Source organism: Vreelandella boliviensis LC1, assembly GCF_000236035.1.
Taxonomy (GTDB): Bacteria; Pseudomonadota; Gammaproteobacteria; order Pseudomonadales; family Halomonadaceae; genus Vreelandella; species Vreelandella boliviensis.
This window is the reverse complement of sequence record NZ_JH393257.1, coordinates 1,351,542-1,370,330: the sequence shown is the minus strand read 5'-3', so window position 1 is coordinate 1,370,330 and position 18,789 is coordinate 1,351,542. Positions and strand designations below refer to the sequence as shown.

The following is an 18,789-nucleotide window of genomic DNA, read 5'->3' as shown; positions in this document are numbered from 1 at the left end:
GTTTAAAGCTACTCAAGAAAACCAATCTCCAAAAGTAGACTTAGCTAAGCACACCCTATTTCATTAGTATGGGTTGTAATTAAGCATTCGCGACAAAGCCAATTTGCAAAACGTGGAGAGTAAATGTAATGACAACACCCTATCCTCCCAGCAACTTTGGCTTTTTAGCAGAACATGATGCGCTATTTGTCGAACTACCGGCCTCCGCCGAACGCGCCTTTGCTGGCGATCCCAACACCACCTTAATTAAGTTGCGCCAGTTGGGGGAAGCACTCGCCCAGCATATGGCGGCGTTGTCCGGGATAGATTTTGATGACCAAACCAGCCAAGCCGACTTACTCTACCGTTTAAATCGCGAGCTGCGCCTTGAGCCCCAGGTTAAAGAACTGTTTCACACCCTGCGTATCGAGGGCAACAAAGCCACCCACCAGTTTCGCACCCGCCACAAAGAAGCAATGGATGGCCTGAAGCTTGCCCGCGAACTGGCGATCTGGTTCCACCGTTCGTTTGGCAAGGCAGGCACTGCCTTCAAGCCTGGCCCCTTTGTACCCCCCACTGACCCCAGCGCGCAGTCGCGCCAGCTTCAGGCCGATATTGAAAAGCTCCGCCACGAGCTTCAACACGCCAACAAGGCACTGGACAGTAGCCAGCAGCTTAGCCAACTGGTCGAGCAAGAAAAGCGGGAATACGAGGCACTGGCCTTGGCCATGGACGAAGAGTCACGCGCCCTGGCAAAACAGGCACAAAGCCACGAACAGGCACTAGACCAGCAGCAACAGGCTTACGAAGCTAAAATCCGCGCCCTGCAAACGCAACTAACCGCACAGGGCGAAAGCAGCGTTAACCAGCAGCGCCAGCAGGTAGCCAGTAAAACAAAAGCCGCCAGCGACACATTAGTGCTGAGTGAAGAGTTAACACGAATACTGATTGATCAGCAGCTCAATGAAGCAGGCTGGGAAGCCGACAGCCAAGAGATTACCTATCAAAAAGGCGCTCGCCCCGAGAAAGGCACCTACCGCGCTATTGCTGAATGGCCCACTCAGCCAGCGCATCAAACCAATGGCCGAAAGGAACGAGCAGACTATGTGCTGTTTTGCGGTTTAACGCCGATTGCCGTGGTCGAAGCTAAAAAAGAAAACACCAATGTAGCGGGCAAGATTGACCAATCCGAGCGCTACAGCAAAGGCCTAAGCATTGAACTACCGCTGGTCGGCGCCTGGGAGCTTGCCGGGCGAACCATTGCATGGCCCGCTGATGAAGAAGGACACTTTAAAGTACCTTTCGTGTACTCCTGCAACGGACGCCCCTATCTGCCACAGCTTGCAGAGCAGTCGGGCACCTGGTTTCGAGATATACGGGAACCCAGCAACACCCGCCGCGCCTTACCCCGTTTTCATACCCCCGGAGGCCTGTTAAACCTGCTCGAACGCGATAGGGAAAACGCCGACAAGCTGCTCAAACAAGAGCCTTTTGGTTACCTGCGGCTCAGGGAGTACCAGCAAAAAGCAATTCTGGCGACTGAACACGCCCTAGCTCACGGCACCCGCTCTGCCCTGCTAGCCATGGCAACCGGAACCGGTAAGACCCGCACCATTATTGGCCTGATGTACCGGTTTTTAAAAACCGAGCGTTTTCACCGCATTCTATTTCTGGTCGACCGCACTGCCCTTGGCGATCAAGCCATTGATGCCTTCAACGAAGCCCCGTTGGAGCAGAACCAAACCCTGAGCAAAATCTACAACGTGGCAGAACTGGGCGATATGGCAGCAGAAGCCGAAACCCGCGTGCAGGTCGCCACCGTGCAGGCCATGGTGAAGCGCATTTTTATGAGCGACCAGCCGCCGCCGATTGATCAATTCGACTGCATCATCATCGACGAAGCCCACCGCGGCTACACGCTGGATCAGGAGATGACCGAAGGCGAGCTGGCCACCCGCGACGCTAGCCAGTACCTCTCCAGCTACCGCCGGGTGCTCGATTACTTCGATGCGATCAAAATCGCGCTTACCGCTACCCCAGCCAAGCACACCAGCGAGATTTTCGGCAAACCGATTTACACCTATTCCTACCGGGAAGCGGTGGCGGATGATTGGCTGATCGACCACGAGCCGCCCATCCGCTATGAAACCCTGCTGACCCAAGAAGGCATCCTGTTTGAGAAAGGTAAGCCCATCGAGGTCATCAACACCCAAACCGGCGAAGTTGATACCACTGAACTTGAAGACGAGCTGCGCTTTGACGTCGACGCCTTCAATCGCCAGGTTATCAACGAAAACTTCAACCGCGTGATCTGCGAGCAGCTGGCCGAAGAGCTAGACCCGTTTGGCGACGAAAAAACGCTGATTTTCTGCGCCACCGACCTCCACGCTGATATGGTCAAAAGGCTGCTGGATGACGCCTTCAAAGCACTTTATAACGGCAGCTATCACCAAGCCGCGGTAGCTAAAATCACCGGCAAAAGCGATAAGGTTAACCAACTGATCCGCCGCTATAAAAACGAGCGCTACCCCAATATCGCGATTACCGTGGATCTACTTACCACCGGTATCGACGTACCGAAAATCTGCCACTTGGTATTTATGCGCCAGGTGCGCTCGCGGATTCTTTTTGAACAGATGATTGGCCGTGCCACCCGTCGCTGTGATGAGATCGGCAAGACCGTTTTCACCATCTACGATCCGGTGGATATCTACGCCGCTCTAGCGGAGGTCAACACCATGAAGCCGCTGGTGCGAGACCCCAATATCAGCCTTGCCCAGCTAGTCGATGAGCTGACTGATGAGCACCAGTTGGAAAATGCGCTAAAAAGCCCCGGCGAACAGCAGGGCGAAAGCCAGGCTGACGTAGTGCTCAGCCAGCTCAGTCAAAAAGTAATGCGTGTACTGCGCAAAGCCGACACCAAAGCGGAACATAAACCTGCCCTTAAACAAAAGCTCAATGACCTACAAAACCTATGGGGCGTGGAGCCGAACAAGCTCCATGAACATTTACATAAGCTGGGGCCAAGGGAGGCATCCAAGTTTCTTCGCCAGCATAGCGGCCTAATACACCAGCTAGCTGAGGTAAAACACCTGGTGGGCAGCGAATGCATGCCGGTGATTTCCGACCACGACGATGAGATTCGCGAGCGCAGCCAAAGCTACGGCGTACATAAACGCCCGGAAGATTACCTGGATAGCTTCAATGCGTTTATCAAAGAGCAGATCAACCAATCTGCTGCCTTAGCCGTGGTGGTTAACCAACCCCGCGACCTGACCCGCCAACAGTTGAAAGACGTCAAAGTGTTGCTGGATAACCACGGCTACTCGGAAGCCAACCTGCAAAGCGCCGTGCGCAACCACACCAATCAGGATATCGCCGCCAGCATCATCGGCCACATTCGCCGTGCCGCCCTCGGCGAGCCATTAAAGCCTTTTGAGCAGCGCGTCGCCGATGCCATGGATCGCCTCTACATCCAGCACGACTGGACGCCCAACCAACGTAAGTGGTTAGGAAAACTGGCCAAACAGCTCACCAAAGAAGTGATTCTGGATCGGGAGACCGTCAACCAGCTCCCCGCCTTTCAAGGGGGCGCAAAACAGCTGGATAAAGTGCTGGGGGAGCAGTTAGATAGTGTGCTGGAAGAGCTCAATGAGGCGATATGGCCGCCCAAAAGTGCATAGTTTTCGCATTTTTCTAGATAAGTAACAGCTTTCATATATAGAAAAGCGCTATTTTCTTTGCATATGACGTTAGATATGTATAGATTTTTCTTTTTTCTATACATTAAAAGGATTAACCGTGCTGCCATCCCTTCCTCTTGATGCCATAGAGCAGTGGGAAACCCGAGCTGTATTGAAACAAGCGGCTCAGGCGCACCGTTACCTGGCCGAGCTTAAAGGCGTTGCCGCGACTATTCCCAATGAAGAAATCCTGATCAACACGCTCACACTGCAGGAAGCACGGCATAGCTCTGAAATTGAAAATATCATTACCACTCAGGATGACCTTTATCGGGCAGTGGTAGCCGATGAAGCCAGCATAGCTCCCGAAACCAAAGAAGTTCAGGATTATGCTACTGCCCTACGCGCCGGGTTCAACAGCGTTCGGCACAGCCGTTTACTTCGCCTCAATGACATTCTCGTTATTCAGGAAACGCTTGAGAAAAATCGCGCAGGCTTACGCAAACTACCGGGTACGGCACTAAAAAACCAAGCAACTGGCGAAGTGGTTTACGAACCACCTCAGTCCGCACAGGTAATCGTCGATTTAATCGAAAACCTAGTGGCTTACATCAATGATGACACCCTTTGCGATGCCGACCCACTGGTCAAAATGGCGATCATTCACCATCAATTTGAAAGCATTCACCCGTTCTACGACGGTAATGGTAGAACAGGACGAATCATCAATATGCTGTACCTGGTTGCCAAAGACCTACTCGACCTGCCCGTGCTTTACCTCAGCCGCTATCTAATCCAGACCAAGGCGCGCTACTACGAAGAGCTGCAAGCAGTCAGAAACACCGGCAACTGGGAGCCCTGGTTGCTTTACATGCTGGAAGGGGTAAGCCAAACGGCTCAGCAAACCATCGACTTAATCGGCCACATTCGCGAGCTGATGCAACACACAAAGCACAGAATGCGCGAGGAGTGTCCCAAAATTTATCGACAGGAGCTGCTTAACAACCTGTTTAATCACCCCTACACCAAAATTGAATTTGTGATGGACGATTTAGGCGTTAGCCGCATCACCGCTACTAAGTACCTAGAAGAATTGGTAAGCACTGGCCTACTGGATAAAACCAAAGTAGGTCGCAGCAACTTTTATATCAATACACCGCTGATGGCCCTTTTTCTTGAGCGCGGTTAAATCAACTTGGAAACAAACGTGACCCACAACGACATCGTTCAAAAACTCTGGAACCTGTGTGACGTACTGCGCGATGACGGCATCAACTACTCCGACTACGTCACCGAGCTGGTGCTGCTGCTGTTTATCAAGATGGTGCATGAGAACACCGAAGCGGGCACCCTGAAAAAGCACCCACTGCCGGAAGGCTGCCGCTGGACGGATCTGAACAGCAAAGATGGTCAGAACCTGCTCGAAACGTATAAACGAATTTTGCTCGCTTTATCGACGGGCAAAGACAGCCAAGGCAATCAAATACATAACGACCCATTGATAACAGCTGTTTACGCCGATGCACAAACTCGCCTCAGAGAGCCGCGGCATTTAAGACAGATGGTCGTAGCACTTGATCAAATCGATTGGTTCAACGCCCAACAAGATGGCCTGGGCGATTTATACGAGGGGCTGCTGGAGAAAAACGCCAACGAAACCAAATCCGGTGCGGGTCAGTACTTCACACCCCGCGCACTGATCAACAGCATGGTGCGCTGCTTAAAACCCCAGCATAGTGAGATTATTCAAGACCCGGCGGCGGGTACGGCGGGCTTTTTAACCGCTGCCGACCAGTACATTAAAGAGCACACCGACGACCTAGCTGATCTGGACGCCCAGCAGCAGCTTTTTCAGCAAAACAAAGCCTTTGTAGGCATTGAACTGGTGCCCGGCACCCGCCGCCTGGCGTTAATGAACTGCCTGCTACACGGCATGGAAGGCGATGACGAAGGCGTGGTGCATCTCGGCAACGCCCTGGGCCAAGCGGGCGCAAGCCTCGCCAAAGCCGATGTCATACTGGCCAACCCGCCCTTTGGCACCAGCAAGGGCGGCGACGCCAGCATTACCCGAGACGACCTGACGTTTAAAACCAACAACAAGCAGCTTGCCTTTCTGCAGCATATTTACCGCAACCTAAAACCCAGTGGCCGCGCCGCCGTGGTACTACCGGATAACGTGCTATTCGAAGCGGGCGTAGGTACCGAGGTGCGCCGCGACCTGATGGATAAGTGCAACCTGCACACCATTTTGCGCCTGCCCACCGGTATTTTTTACGCTCAGGGCGTCAAAACCAACGTGCTGTTCTTCACCAAAGGCAGCGCCACGGATAAATACCAGGATACCGGCTGCTCCGAAAATGTGTGGGTCTACGACCTGCGCACCAACATGCCGAGCTTTGGCAAGCGTACCCCCTTTGGCGAGCAGCACTTGAAGCCATTTGAGGCCGTCTTTGGTGACAGTCCTAATGGCCTAAGTAAACGCCAAGAAGGCGAGTGGAGTTTCCATTCCGATAAGATCGAACTGCCGGAAACCACCAAAGCCACCGACGAAAACCAGGGCGTTGACGAGCGCATGATTCACAGCCGCTGGCGCTGTTTTAGCCGCGCGTGGATTGCCGAGCACAAAGGCGACTCGCTGGATATCAGCTGGCTAAAAGACAGCGACAGCGTGGATGCCGCCAATCTGCCCGCGCCGGAAATGCTGGCTATTGAGGCAAAAGAGGAGCTGGCAGCAGCATTGAGGGAGCTTGATTTGCTACTGGAGACGTTAGAGAAATGAGCTTGGCTACCTGTAATCTTCCAATCGAATGGAGTTTGATAACTATTTCTGATGTGGTTCTAGAAATGGTTGGCGGAGCTAGCCCAACAAGGAATGATTATACCAAGAGTGGAACCTTAGTTCTTAACAAGGGGGATATCAAAAAAAATGGTATAATTAGTTTAAAGAAAAAACCGAATTATATTCCATCAGATTTTTTAAGCTCTAACGCCTCTAAGGTGGTTTCACCTGGAGCTATCCTTTTAACTCTTCGAGATTTATCTCAAAAAGCTGATTTTCTTGGACTTATTGCGCATTACAAGGGTCAAGGGGAAGCGCTGATAACTCAAGGGATGTATTCATTAAACATAAGTAATTATTTGAACCGGAAATTGTTGGTCTGGTATTCAAATTCTTCAGAATATCGATTTATCGTTAAAAGTGAAAAAGTTGGGGCGACGCAAGTCCATCTTAGAAACCAGCAGTTTTTGAATATTGCCTTTCCATTGCCCCCACTCGCCGAACAAAAAGTCATCGCCGATAAACTCGATACCCTGCTGGCCCAGGTGGAAAACACCCAAGCCCGCCTTGAGCGCATCCCGAAAATCCTCAAACGCTTCCGCCAATCCGTGCTGGCAGCGGCGGTGAGTGGGCGGTTGACGGAGGAGTGGCGGGGGACTAGTGACCTGACTGGATGGGCCAAAATAACTCTAGGAGGGCTCGTCGATAAAATCGAATCCGGTAAGAACCTAAAATGCATTGAAACACCACCCAACGAAGGTGAGTTTGGCATCATCAAGATCAGCGCAGTTACTTGGGGTATCTACGATGAGAAACAGAGCAAAACATTGCCCCAAAACAGCCTGTTTCTCGAAACGCGAAGGATAAAAGTTGGTGACTTTCTAATATCAAGAGCTAATACAATCGAGTTGCTGGGCAATCCTGTGATCGTTCACAAGGTGACGAAAAATCTCATGCTCAGTGATAAGGTCCTTCGTTTGGAAATGAAAGATGGGGATAAGTTATGGGCTAACATATTCCTCCGTTCTATAAGTGGACGTCAGGAAATCCAAGGGCGCTCAACTGGCAATCAAATGTCGATGCGAAATATTGGACAGAAAGCTCTTTTAGAAATCCCACTCCCCAAGCCTCCATGCGAGGAACAAACCGAAATCGTCCGCCATGTTGATCAGCTCTTCGCCCACGCCGACCGTATCGAGCAGGAGGTGAATCAAGCGCTGGCGCGAGTGAATAACCTCACCCAATCCATCCTCGCCAAAGCGTTTCGCGGCGAGTTCACCGAGCAGTGGCGCAAAGACAACCCAGAGCTCATCAGCGGTGAGAACTCTGCCTCCGCCCTGCTGGAACGCATCAAGGCAGAGCGGGCGACGAAAACGCCAGCAAAACGTACAAGGAAAAAGGCAACGGTATGACAGGGACTACTCTCCACTTTAAATCGCAGCAGTGGGCCGCTTATTGGCGAGATTCGCTGGCAGATAGCGAAAGCGGCCAAGGCGCTCTGAAGGAGAGTGAGCTCAAGCAGGCCCACAAGATTGAGCGAAGCGTTTATGAAACCGGCTTTTTGAAGGATGCACAGGTTCTAAAAAGGCTTTTTCACGGAGAGCCAGAGAGCGTGCAGGCAGTCCGCGTTGTGTTGCGGCCTGTGATTTACAAGGCACTCGAATCGCACGGCAAGAAGCGAGAGGCGTTGTACCCGGATGTATTATCACCGCTGGTGTGCGGACTTTGGGTGACCCAGGAAGGTCACCTTCTGCCGGCAGATCCGCCAGTGATACCCCGAGATCTATTGAGCCCGCAAGCGGACGAGCGCTTTACGCTCAATGACGTCGATGCGCAGGATCGTTTTTTATCGAAGACCAAACCGGAGACACTGTCGGAATCGGAGGCGAATGCATGGGTGCCCAGTAAGGCAGCATCGTCGCATGCTGAACTGTGGCAGTCTTATTACGAAATCTCGCGCAAACTTTTCAAGACGCTTTGCCCGACGGAGCGGATTACGGAAGGATTTGTTGACGCAGAACAGCCGCGCCTGGCCAAAGTGGACTCGAGCGGTGGCGCCTCGAAACATATCCTGGCGCTGTATGACTGGCTTTCGCAGACAAAAGAGTCGGTGCCACTATTAGACACCTATGCGCTGGCCTGTCATGCCCACGACGCGCCATGCCTGTCGGCGTCGGACAGCTTTTCGACTCGGCTGGGCCATGCTGGGCGAGCTTATCCGCTGGCGCCTGCGCAGCGCGATGCTCTTGCTCAGGTCATGGCGATGGGAGAAGGAGAGCTCTTAGCCATCAACGGTCCGCCCGGAACCGGCAAGACCACCTTCGTGCTTTCCGTGGTGGCCTCGCTTTGGGTGAAAGCGGCGCTGGCGGAGGATGAGCCGCCGCTGATCATGGCCGCATCCACCAATAATCAGGCGGTAACCAACATTCTGGATGCCTTCGCTCAGGGTATGGAGCTGGACACGACATTGATGGGGCAGCGTTGGCTGCCGGGGCTCAAAAGCTTTGGCGGTTACTTCGCATCAAAAAAAAGAGAGGCCGAAGCTGGCGTTACGTACCAGACTCAGTCGTTCTATCAGGAGTTCGAACGTCCAGAGCATGTCGAGCAGGCTGAGGCAGCGTTTCTCAACATGGCGCGCCAGGCGCTCGAAGATGACAGCCTGCTCTACGTCGAAACCGTCAAAGAGCGGCTTCACAAACAGTTGACGACCCTTGAGGCAGAACTCAACCGTTATCAGTCCTTCTGGAATGAGCTTCAGGCGATTACGGCACAGGTAGATGCGCTATCGCCGACAGCCATGGATGACGCCGCTTCCAACCTGCAAACTCTTGAAGAGGAACAGGTTGGCGTCGAACAGGATTTGAAGTGCTGGCGACGCTGTTGTGCCGATGAGCCCTGGCTGATGACACTGCTGGGCAGATTGCCTCCTTTCAAGAACAAGCGGCGATTAAAGCGCCAAATCGTCATCGACGAACAGTTCAGTACCGACGGAAAACACCTCTGTGAGGCAGTTGACCACAACGCTATCGAAGGCACATTGACATCGTGGTTGGCGCAGCAACAACACGCCATTGCTCAGCAGAAAGAGGTTTTGACCGAGCTTCATCAGCTCAATGCAAAGCTTTCCAATACCCGAGCCCACTGGGAGCAACTATGGGCGAAACTTGAAAGCGACCTGCCTAACCCCACGACGTTCGAAGCCCTGGATGCCGGGCTGGATACCACCCTGCGCTTCAGGCTGTTTCAGCTTGCGATGCACTATTGGGAAGCGCGCTGGTTAGAAGACTGTGCTGCTCAGCAAAAAGACCTGGAAAGCTTAGGAACAATACGAGAAAAAACCGGAAAGAAGACGGTGATTCCTCGCTGGCGGCGACGCATGAAATTGACCCCGTGCATCGTATCGACCCTGCATATGCTGCCGTCGAAAATGACACACGGTGTGCCTGATGGCAGCGGTAAATTTCGTGATGAATATCTGGTTAACGAGATTGATTTGCTCATTCTCGACGAGGCCGGACAAGTCGCGCCCGATGTGGCTGGCGCTTCCATGGCGTTGGCGAAGCGTGCAATTGCCATTGGAGACATTCACCAGATCAAACCGGTAGCCAACATGTCAGCAGTCGTGGATATCGGCAACCTGCGCCACCGTGGCCTGCTGTCTGACAGTGATGGTTATACGGGCTTGCAGGAAAATGGCCGCTGCGTCACCGATGGCAGTGTGATGCGCATTGCTCAAGCTGCCAGCCGTCACCATTATCTCGAACGCGCCGAGCCGGGGATGTTTCTGCGCGAGCATCGGCGCTGTCTGAATAGCATTATTGCCTATTGTAATGACCTCTGCTATCGCGGCTTGCTGCAGCCGCTTCGCGCTAATTCGGCTATCGATCCCAACCTGCCACCCTTTGGCTATGTGCACGTGGATGGCCGAGCCGAGACACCGCCTTCGGGTAGCCGCGTCAACCGGCTAGAAGCGATCACGGTCGCCGAATGGCTGGCAGCCAAACGCGAGCAGCTAGAATCGGTACACGACAAACCGCTGGAACAGATAGTGGGCGTAGTGACACCCTTCAAGGCCCAGGCAAACCTGATCGAGCAGGAGTGTCGAGCACGGCATATCCAGGTCGGCCGGGGCGAGTCGGAAATGACGGTAGGCACGGTACATGCGCTTCAAGGGGCGGAGCGCCCCGTGGTTCTGTTTTCAGGAGTATATTCACGCCATGACGACGGTAGTTTTATCGATAATGACCCGTCGATTCTTAACGTGGCAGTTTCACGCGCCAAGGACAGCTTTCTCGTGTTTGGCGATATGGACGTTATTGACGCTGCCCCGCGGGGAACGCCACGTCACCTGTTGGGTCGGTATCTGTTCAGTCGTGAAGAAAACGAACTGCTATTTACTGCCAGCATTGCACGCCCCGATCTGCTCGAACTTTGTCGAAAGCCGCGAGTGATCAACGATGCCGAGGAGCATGACGACTGCATAAAGGAGCTGCTTGAACACGTCAGCTCACGCCTCGACATGGTCTCGCCCTGGATCTCCTACAGTCGCCTGGATGAAACCGGAATACTGACAGCACTGCGGAAGGCGACTGCCCGTGGCATTGCCGTTACGATCTATACCGACCATCGCTTCAATACCGCTAACGGTGACCAGACGGATAACCAGAAAGCGGCTCGCTTCGAAAGGTGCTGCGAAGCGCTCGCCGAGGACAACGTGACGGTGAAGGTGGTCAACCAGGTGCACAGCAAACTCGTCATGGTCGATGATCACGTTATGTGTGCGGGCTCCTACAACTGGGCCTGCGCTGCGCGTCACGGACCATACAGAAACATGGAAACATCGATACTTTACAGCGGCGAACTGATGGAAGAGTTGAAGCTTCAGCGCGAAGCCCTGGAGAAACGCGTCAGGAATCAGCATCCCGAAAACACTGTATAAGAAACCTGCTTTGGGCCGAGTCTATCTTCATAAAGCCAATAGATGGATTTAACCAAACGCCTCCAGCGCCAGATGTTCGCTGCTTTGCTCGACCATCTGGCTCAACGCACGCCCGCACGATAGCTATCTGGCTCAAGCCAGAGCTGTTCGCGAAGATCGCCTTTCAAGAAAAAGAGCTTCGGCCCCTTGCGAAAATTGAACAGCCGGAACAAGTGGTAGTGATTCGAATGGGCACGCGAGCAGTCGAGCTCGTTGGGCGTGATGAAAAACGCGCTCTCCTTGGCAAAGGCGGTGGTCTTAACCTCGATCAGCCGGTCGCGGCCATCAGGTTCGAACGAGCGAATATCGAACCCCAGTCCATCGCCTTGAGTAATAGCAACGTGCTCGACACGCTCGGCAAGCTTTTCTTGGCCGACTTGAATCAAGCGGTGCTGCTCGAAACGCATGACTAAGTGCTCGCCCGCTAGCCCCAGCTCGCGGTTGCGGGTTTCCCGCGCCAAGTAGTCGCGTTTTTGCGGCGGGCGCACTGAATAGTCGGCATGGAATTCCCGAACGCCTTGTTGCGGCGGTGTCGTTCTGGGAGGATCGACGATGATGCGCTCGTCCACGGTGCCGGTGGTATCGACTACCGGAAGGTCGGCGGCCAAGCGCGCCGCTCGATCAAAGAGTTCGCTTCGCAGCAACAGTTCCTCAACCACCTCGACTAGGCTTTGTTGGTAGTTGCTGCGTGGCTTATAGCCATCGACATAGGGGCAGTTGGCATCGCGCAACACCGCGCTGATATTGGCGTGCTTGAACTCTATGGCGCCAGCCGAGCGGCCATCGAGCCGTGCCATGAGCGCTCGATTGAGCTCACGCTTGTTATAGCGTTGCCCGCTTAGCTCCGCCACCAGCATCTGCCGGTAGGTGGCAACGGTTGCCTCTACCTCGCTTGCACTCCAGGGTATCGCTCGACTCATGCTCATCACTCAATATTCTGAATCTGTTCCCGCATCTGTTCGATCAACACCTTCAGCTCCACCGCGCAGCGGGTGGTTTCAGCGACCACGGATTTAGACGAGAGCGTGTTAGCTTCACGGTTGAGCTCCTGCATCAGGAAGTCCAGACGGCGGCCTTTGGGGCCTTTCTGAGCGAGCTGGTGGCTTACTTCTTCGATATGCGCCGTTAGGCGGTCTAGCTCTTCATCCACATCGGCTTTTTGCGCCACCAATACCAGCTCGGCCTCCAGGCGCTGGGGGTCGAGTTCGGTTTTGGCGACCTCAAGGCGTTCCAGCAGTTGGGCGCGCTGGCGCTCTAAAATCTGCGGCAGCAGGCTGCGCACGGTGTCCACTTGCTCGCTAACGGCTGTCAGGCGAGAGGTGATCATCTCGGCGAGCTTGTCACCTTCACGGGCGCGGGCGTCAATCAGTTCATTCAGCGCTTGGCCGAACAGCGCTTTGGCAGCGGCTTTGATGGCATCCTGGTCGAGATGTTGGGTTTCCATTACACCGGGCTGATTGAGTAACGCAAGCGTGGTGGGAGGCACAGCGCTGGGCACCTGCTGCTGGATGGCGCTTAGCGCATCCGCAATGGCGGCTAGGCGGGTGCTATTAACCGCGGGAGCTTGGGCGGTTTCGGCGCTCTCAAAGCGCACGCTGCATTCGACTTTTCCCCGCGCTAAACGGGCTCGCAGGGCTTCACGCAGGATCGGATCTAAGTCACGCAGACTTTCGTGCAAGCGAAAATGGGGTTCTAAATAGCGCTGGTTCACCGAGCGGATTTCCACCTGCAAAGTGCCGAAAGTGGCGGCCTGCTCGGTGCGGGCGAAAGCGGTCATGCTGTGTACGCGGCTGGAAGCGGCCATGATTTATCCTAATAAAGTAAATAGCGGTTCATAAAGCATTGCGTCCAGTCTACCCGATAGGCCAATCAGCGCACGCCCAGACGTGTACAATGGAGGGCTTTTCCTAGTTACGCGTTTATTGAGAGGTACTATTTGTGAGCAGTGCTAAGCGTCCTGATGTTGTGCGCCCCAGCGGCCGCGAGGCCGACCAGCTCCGCGACATTCGCTTAACCCGCGACTACACCCGCCATGCGGAAGGCTCCGTGCTGGTGGAGTTTGGTGATACCAAAGTGCTGTGTAATGCCAGCGTAGAAGCCACGGTACCGCGCTGGCTGCGCGGCAAGAACCAGGGCTGGGTAACCGCTGAGTACGGCATGCTGCCCCGGGCGACGCACTCGCGCAGCAACCGCGAAGCGACCCAGGGCAAGCAAGGCGGCCGCACGTTGGAAATTCAGCGCTTGATTGGTCGCAGCCTGCGCGCAGCGGTGAATTTGAAAAAGCTCGGTGAGTTCACCATCACCGTGGATTGCGATGTGATCCAGGCCGATGGCGGTACGCGCACCGCTGCGATTACCGGTGGCTGCGTGGCGTTGATGGATGCAATCCGCTACTTGCAGCGCGAAAAGAAAATCAAAAGCGACCCTTTTAAGCAGCTGGTCAGCGCCATTTCCGTGGGCATTTATAAAGGCGTGCCGGTGCTGGATCTGGACTACCCGGAAGACAGCAAAGCCGATACCGACCTAAACGTGGTAATGACCGAAAGCGGCGAGCTGATCGAAGTACAGGGCACCGCCGAGGCAGGCGCCTTTACCCGTGCCGAGCTGAACACAATGCTTGATTTAGCCGAAACAGCCGGTGGAGAGCTGCGCGAGAAGCAGCGCGAAGCGCTGGGTATTCGCGGCTAATGAAGGTGAAGCGTAAGGCATAAAAAAACAACAGGCCAGCATTTAGCTGGCCTGTTGTGTATCACCCCGGCTAATCAGCAAGGGTGACGGGCGACGCGGGAAAAGTGCGTTGTCTAACGCCTACAGCGCTAGGTCGTACTCAATGATTAGCGGTGCGAACTCGGAGAAGGTCGCATCGTAATCAATCCACGCGTCAACCACATGGCGGCGGAAGTTGGGGCCGACTAACTGATAGTCGATCCGCCAACCTTCCTGGCGCTCACGGGGTACGTCTTGGTCAAGCTTCGGCCACCAGGTATATTCACCTGCATCGCGATTAATTTCGCGGAAGGTGTCAATAAACCCGGTGGGGCCAAGCACCTGATCCATCCAGGCGCGCTCTTCCGGGCGGAAACCCGAGGTGAGCTGGTTATCCGACCAGTTAGCCAAATCGACGGTTTTATGGGCAATATGCCAAGTACCGCAGAGGATATATTCGCGGCGTTTGCGCGACATCTTCGTCAGGTACTCTTGGTACTGCTCCATAAACGCCTGCTTGGCTTTTTGATCACTTCCATCCGGCATCAGGAAGGAGACGATACTGAAGCGTTCATAATCCGCCTGCAGAAAACGTCCTTCATGATCACACTGAGGAAACCCTAGGCCATACATAATCGCCTTGGGGATTTTGCGGCAATAGAGCGCCACACCGGAGAAACCGTCCTCTTCGGCATCCAGGAAATAGCCTTCATAGCCTTCCGGATACAGAATGTGGTCACCCAGTTCAAAACTTTTTGCCTTGATGTTCTGCACGCAGACCACGTCGACATCCTGCTGAGCCAGCCAGTCCAGGAAGCCACGATCGACGGCATCACGAATACCATTGACATTGATGCTGGCAATTTTCATAAATCGTCCCTTTTGCGTCGCTGCTGTATGATACCCGACGTTTAGACGTTTGGGTAAAGGCAGCTAGTAAAACTTGCCATTTACCCTACTTTTATTGTTGCTTTCGTGCCGATTTAAACCTAATGCCTAGTGAGGAATGCCGTGGCCACCACTCTACAACCCTACCAGCGCGATTTCATTGACTTTGCCATTGAGCAGGGCGTGCTTAAGTTTGGCGAGTTTACGCTTAAATCTGGCCGCGTTAGCCCTTACTTTTTCAACGCCGGTTTGTTTCAGACTGGGCGTGCGCTAGCCAAACTGGGGCGTTTTTACGCCCAGGCGATTGTCGATAGCGACTTAAACGCTGATGTGCTGTTTGGCCCGGCGTACAAAGGCATACCCCTGGCCGCCGTCACGGCAGCGGCGCTGGCCGATCATCATGACCGGGATATGCCCTACGCCTTTAACCGCAAAGAAGCCAAAACCCACGGTGAAGGCGGCAATATTGTCGGCGCACCGCTTTCTGGCGATATTCTGATTATTGATGACGTCATCACCGCAGGCACCGCGATTCGCGAAGTGATGACACTGATTGAGCAGAGCGGAGCCCACGCCGCGGGCGTGATCATTGCGCTAGATCGCCAGGAGCGCGGCCAGGGTGAGCAGAGCGCCATTCAGGAAGTGCAGACCCAGTACGCCATGCCAGTGGTCAGCATTGTCACCTTAGAGCAAGTGCTCACTTACCTTGAAGAGCATGCTGGTGGCGAAATGTTCGCCTACGCCGAAGCCATTAGAGCCTATCGCGACAGTTACGGCATTGCTAACTGATTAGACCGAACCTGCGCCAGCGAAACCTTGCTGGCGCCACGCTTCGTAGCTCACAATAGCTACCGCGTTAGAGAGGTTCAGGCTACGGTTATTGGGCTGCATGGGCAAACGCAGTTTTTGCTCGGCAGGGAGCGCTTCATGCACCTGGGGTGAAAGCCCGCCGGTTTCCGAACCGAACAGCAGCACATCGCCGGGGGCAAAGTCGGCATCGCTGTAGCTGCGCGTACCCTTGGTGGTGATCGCCCAGATGCGCCGCCCCTGCATCGCCTGTTGAAAGGCGCTAAAATCCGCGTGGCGAGTGACGTTATCAAGATCACGATAATCCAGCCCGGCCCGGCGCAGCTTTTTCTCTTCCAGGTCGAAGCCAAGCGGCTCAATCAGGTGCAAACGGCAGCCGTTATTGGCCACCAAGCGCATAATATTGCCCGTATTGGGCGCCATACGCGGTTCAAAAAGCGCTACTTCAAACATCGCCACCTGCCTATTGTTCGCCCATTATGCTTTTACTAAGCGCCGCCGATTGTAATCGAAATCGCCTAGCAACTCTCGCAGAGGATCACCCACGCCATGACGCCTGCAACGCCCAAGAGCATTCTTAGTCGCATTAAAGGGCTAAACCCGCGCCAGCAGGAAGCGGTGCGTTATATCGATGGCCCCTGCCTGGTGCTGGCGGGCGCAGGCTCCGGTAAAACCAGCGTGATCACCACCAAAATTGCCTACTTGGTGCAAGAGTGTGGGATGAGCGCGCGTAAGATCGCTGCGGTAACGTTTACTAATAAAGCCGCCCGGGAAATGAAAGAGCGCGTGGGCCAGATGCTCCACGGCAAAGAGGGCCACGGGCTTACGGTCTCCACCTTCCACACCCTGGGGCTGAATATTATCCGCGGTGAGCTAAAAACCCTCGGCTACAAGCCGGGCTTTTCGCTATTTGATCCGGAAGACGCCAAGGCGCTGCTGCGGGATTTAATGAACAAAGATGCCCAGGTGGATGCCGAGCAGATCAACGCCGTACAGAGCAAAATCTCCACCTGGAAGAATGACTTAGTGCTGCCTAGCGACGCACTCTCGTTTGCTGCGGATGACGATGAGCACTTTGCCGCTCGGGTGTATGAAGCCTACGTGCGCCACCTAAAAGCCTATAACGCGGTGGATTTTGATGACCTGATTCTGCTGCCGGTAGTGCTGCTACAGCGCGACCCAGAAGCGCTAGAGCGCTGGCGGCGCAAAATCCACTATATGCTGGTGGATGAGTACCAGGACACCAACGTTTCCCAGTATCTGTTGGTGAAACTACTCATGGCGGAGCGCTCCACCTTTACCGTGGTCGGCGACGATGACCAGTCGATCTACGCCTGGCGCGGCGCCCGCCCTGAAAACCTGATTACCCTGGGGGAAGATTTCCCGCGCTTGAAAGTGATCAAGCTGGAGCAGAACTACCGCTCTACTGCCACGATATTGCGCGCCGCCAACACGCTGATCGCAAATAACCCCCACGTTTACGAGAAGACTCTGTGGTCGGATATGGGCGATGGCGCGCCGATACGGGTGATCGTGAACCGCCATGAAGAGGCTGAGTCCGAGCGGGTCGCCAGCGAAATGCTCACCCGGCGTATCAAAGAGAAGGCCGAATGGCGGGACTTTGCGGTGCTTTATCGCGGTAACTTCCAGGCCCGTTTGCTGGAGCTTAAGCTGCAGCACTACCAGATTCCTTACAAGCTCTCCGGTGGCACATCGTTTTTCTCCCGCAACGAGATTAAAGATGCCATGGCTTACCTCCGCCTGTTGATTAACCCTGCAGATGACAACGCCTTTTTACGTATTGTGAACGTGCCGCGCCGTGAAGTGGGCCCTGGAACGATAGAGAAACTCGCCAACTACGCTACAGAGCGCTCCATTTCGCTGTTCGCTGCCTGCCATGAGCTTGGGTTAGAGCAGGTATTGCCGACCCGAGCTACGGAGCGCTTAAGCCGCTTTACCCATTTCATCGATGGTGTGCGTAAGCGTATGGATCAAGGTGATGCCATTGCCGCCATTCGCGACATGCTGCGGGATATGGATTACGAGGCCTGGCTGTATCAAAACGCCAGCGCGCCCACCGTTGCCGAACGCCGCATGGCCAACGTGTGGATTCTAATCGACCAACTAGAAAAATCGCTCAACCGCGATCCAGAGGATGATACTGACTCCACCGAGACCGAAACCGACGGCGTTCAAGCGGCTATTTCACGCCTGGTGCTGCGCGACATTCTAGAGCAGCAGGCGGAAGAGGACGACTCGGATAGAGTGCAGCTGCTCACCATGCACGCCTCTAAAGGTCTCGAGTTCCCCCACGTCTATTTAATGGGCTTGGAAGAGGATCTTCTGCCCCACCGCAACGCCATCGAAGTAGGCACCGTCGAAGAGGAGCGGCGCTTGGCCTATGTGGGCATCACCCGGGCGCGACGTACGCTAACCTTGACGCTTGCCCGCCAGCGGAAAGCTTATGGTGAACTGATGGACTGCCAGCCGAGTCGCTTTTTAGACGAGCTGCCTGGGGAGGATTTAGAGTGGGAAGGCCGTGCGGATAAAGAAGATCCGGATAAGAAACAGGCCCGAGGCAAAGACGCCATTGCTGGGCTGCGTTCGCTGCTGGGGTGAATGATAAAACTGAAATTATAAAAAAGAATATCCACAGGGCAGTGGCTAAAACACCCTGTGGATAAGATAGATACGCTATTTAAGTGACATCCTTACTAGCGATTACTCAACTTCAGCCACCATGTAATCAACAATCGCCATCACTTCTTCATCAGCAAGGTTGGGGTTGCCGCCTTTGGCTGGCATTGCACCAATACCATTGATAGCGCTGGCATAAAGTTCATCAGTACCTTTCTCTAGACGCGCAGCCCACGCATCCGCATCGCCCAACACTGGTGAACCGGCTACGCCCGAGGCGTGGCAAGCCACACAGCCAGAGCTTGCGTACAGGGCTTCGCCGTCTAAGCCGC

General features: G+C 54.4%; 13 protein-coding genes. 8 read left to right on the top strand and 5 right to left on the bottom strand.

Translation table 11 applies throughout. From position 1 onward, the window contains the following. The first annotated feature begins 128 nt into the window (after window positions 1–128). From hsdR to KUC_RS06040, 5 genes are all read left to right on the top strand, one after another. The gene (gene hsdR / locus KUC_RS06060) at window positions 129–3,662 is read left to right on the top strand and encodes a type I restriction-modification system endonuclease (protein WP_007112255.1); all 3,534 of its coding nucleotides are present in this window, start codon (window positions 129–131) and stop codon (window positions 3,660–3,662) included. Window positions 3,663–3,780: 118 nt separating this feature from the next. After that, window positions 3,781–4,851 carry a Fic family protein gene (locus tag KUC_RS06055; protein ID WP_007112254.1) on the top strand — a complete coding sequence of 357 codons (1,071 nt, stop codon included), beginning with the start codon at window positions 3,781–3,783 and terminating at the stop codon, window positions 4,849–4,851. Between the two features lie 18 nt (window positions 4,852–4,869). Further along, entirely contained in the window at window positions 4,870–6,441 is a 1,572-nt protein-coding gene (locus tag KUC_RS06050; RefSeq protein WP_007112253.1) for a class I SAM-dependent DNA methyltransferase, read from the top strand. Beyond that, entirely contained in the window at window positions 6,438–7,853 is a 1,416-nt protein-coding gene (locus KUC_RS06045; protein WP_040479701.1) for a restriction endonuclease subunit S, read from the top strand. Before KUC_RS06050 ends, KUC_RS06045 begins: the two co-directional genes overlap by 4 nt. Continuing rightward, window positions 7,850–11,380, top strand: coding sequence for an AAA domain-containing protein (locus tag KUC_RS06040; protein WP_007112250.1), 3,531 nt, complete (start codon window positions 7,850–7,852; stop codon window positions 11,378–11,380). The genes KUC_RS06045 and KUC_RS06040 overlap by 4 nt, the downstream gene beginning before the upstream one ends. A 101-nt stretch (window positions 11,381–11,481) precedes the next feature. Here the strand turns inward: KUC_RS06040 and KUC_RS06035 are convergent, their stop codons facing one another. Continuing rightward, window positions 11,482–12,339, bottom strand: a complete 858-nt coding sequence (locus KUC_RS06035; RefSeq protein WP_050804810.1) for a protein NO VEIN domain-containing protein — start codon at window positions 12,337–12,339, stop codon at window positions 11,482–11,484. Window positions 12,340–12,344: 5 nt separating this feature from the next. Beyond that, window positions 12,345–13,223, bottom strand: a complete 879-nt coding sequence (locus KUC_RS06030) for a YicC/YloC family endoribonuclease (RefSeq protein WP_007112248.1) — start codon at window positions 13,221–13,223, stop codon at window positions 12,345–12,347. Between the two features lie 161 nt (window positions 13,224–13,384). Between KUC_RS06030 and rph the strand changes: the two genes are divergently transcribed. Beyond that, the gene (gene rph, locus KUC_RS06025; RefSeq protein ID WP_176459027.1) at window positions 13,385–14,107 is read left to right on the top strand and encodes a ribonuclease PH; all 723 of its coding nucleotides are present in this window, start codon (window positions 13,385–13,387) and stop codon (window positions 14,105–14,107) included. A gap of 120 nt (window positions 14,108–14,227) precedes the next feature. On the opposite strand, the gene KUC_RS06020 is transcribed toward rph, so the two are convergent. Next, the gene (locus KUC_RS06020; RefSeq protein WP_007112246.1) at window positions 14,228–14,995 is read right to left on the bottom strand and encodes an exodeoxyribonuclease III; all 768 of its coding nucleotides are present in this window, start codon (window positions 14,993–14,995) and stop codon (window positions 14,228–14,230) included. Between the two features lie 141 nt (window positions 14,996–15,136). Between KUC_RS06020 and pyrE the strand changes: the two genes are divergently transcribed. Next, window positions 15,137–15,802, top strand: coding sequence for an orotate phosphoribosyltransferase (pyrE, locus tag KUC_RS06015; protein WP_007112245.1), 666 nt, complete (start codon window positions 15,137–15,139; stop codon window positions 15,800–15,802). Here pyrE and KUC_RS06010 read toward each other — a convergent pair whose 3' ends face one another. Beyond that, entirely contained in the window at window positions 15,803–16,273 is a 471-nt protein-coding gene (locus KUC_RS06010) for a tRNA (cytidine(34)-2'-O)-methyltransferase (RefSeq protein WP_040479696.1), read from the bottom strand. It abuts the gene before it with no gap. A gap of 96 nt (window positions 16,274–16,369) precedes the next feature. Here KUC_RS06010 and rep point away from each other — a divergent pair, with 96 nt between their 5' ends. Next, window positions 16,370–18,439 (top strand): DNA helicase Rep, encoded by a 2,070-nt coding sequence (gene rep / locus KUC_RS06005; RefSeq protein ID WP_007112243.1) that lies wholly within the window; start codon window positions 16,370–16,372, stop codon window positions 18,437–18,439. A 102-nt stretch (window positions 18,440–18,541) separates the two neighbouring features. Here rep and KUC_RS19940 read toward each other — a convergent pair. Next, on the bottom strand, window positions 18,542–18,789 hold a 248-nt coding region (locus KUC_RS19940), incomplete at its 5' end, for a c-type cytochrome (RefSeq protein WP_244264743.1).

What these genes read in the sequence shown, in the direction of transcription:
- rep (WP_007112243.1), top strand. Translation starts at nt 16,370, where the DNA reads ATGACGCCTGCAACGCCCAAGAGCATTCTTAGTCGCATTAAAGGGCTA.
- KUC_RS06020 (WP_007112246.1), bottom strand. Translation starts at nt 14,995, where the DNA reads ATGAAAATTGCCAGCATCAATGTCAATGGTATTCGTGATGCCGTCGAT.
- KUC_RS06045 (WP_040479701.1), top strand. Translation starts at nt 6,438, where the DNA reads ATGAGCTTGGCTACCTGTAATCTTCCAATCGAATGGAGTTTGATAACT.
- KUC_RS06010 (WP_040479696.1), bottom strand. Translation starts at nt 16,273, where the DNA reads ATGTTTGAAGTAGCGCTTTTTGAACCGCGTATGGCGCCCAATACGGGC.
- hsdR (WP_007112255.1), top strand. Translation starts at nt 129, where the DNA reads ATGACAACACCCTATCCTCCCAGCAACTTTGGCTTTTTAGCAGAACAT.
- KUC_RS06035 (WP_050804810.1), bottom strand. Translation starts at nt 12,339, where the DNA reads ATGAGTCGAGCGATACCCTGGAGTGCAAGCGAGGTAGAGGCAACCGTT.
- KUC_RS06030 (WP_007112248.1), bottom strand. Translation starts at nt 13,223, where the DNA reads ATGGCCGCTTCCAGCCGCGTACACAGCATGACCGCTTTCGCCCGCACC.
- KUC_RS06040 (WP_007112250.1), top strand. Translation starts at nt 7,850, where the DNA reads ATGACAGGGACTACTCTCCACTTTAAATCGCAGCAGTGGGCCGCTTAT.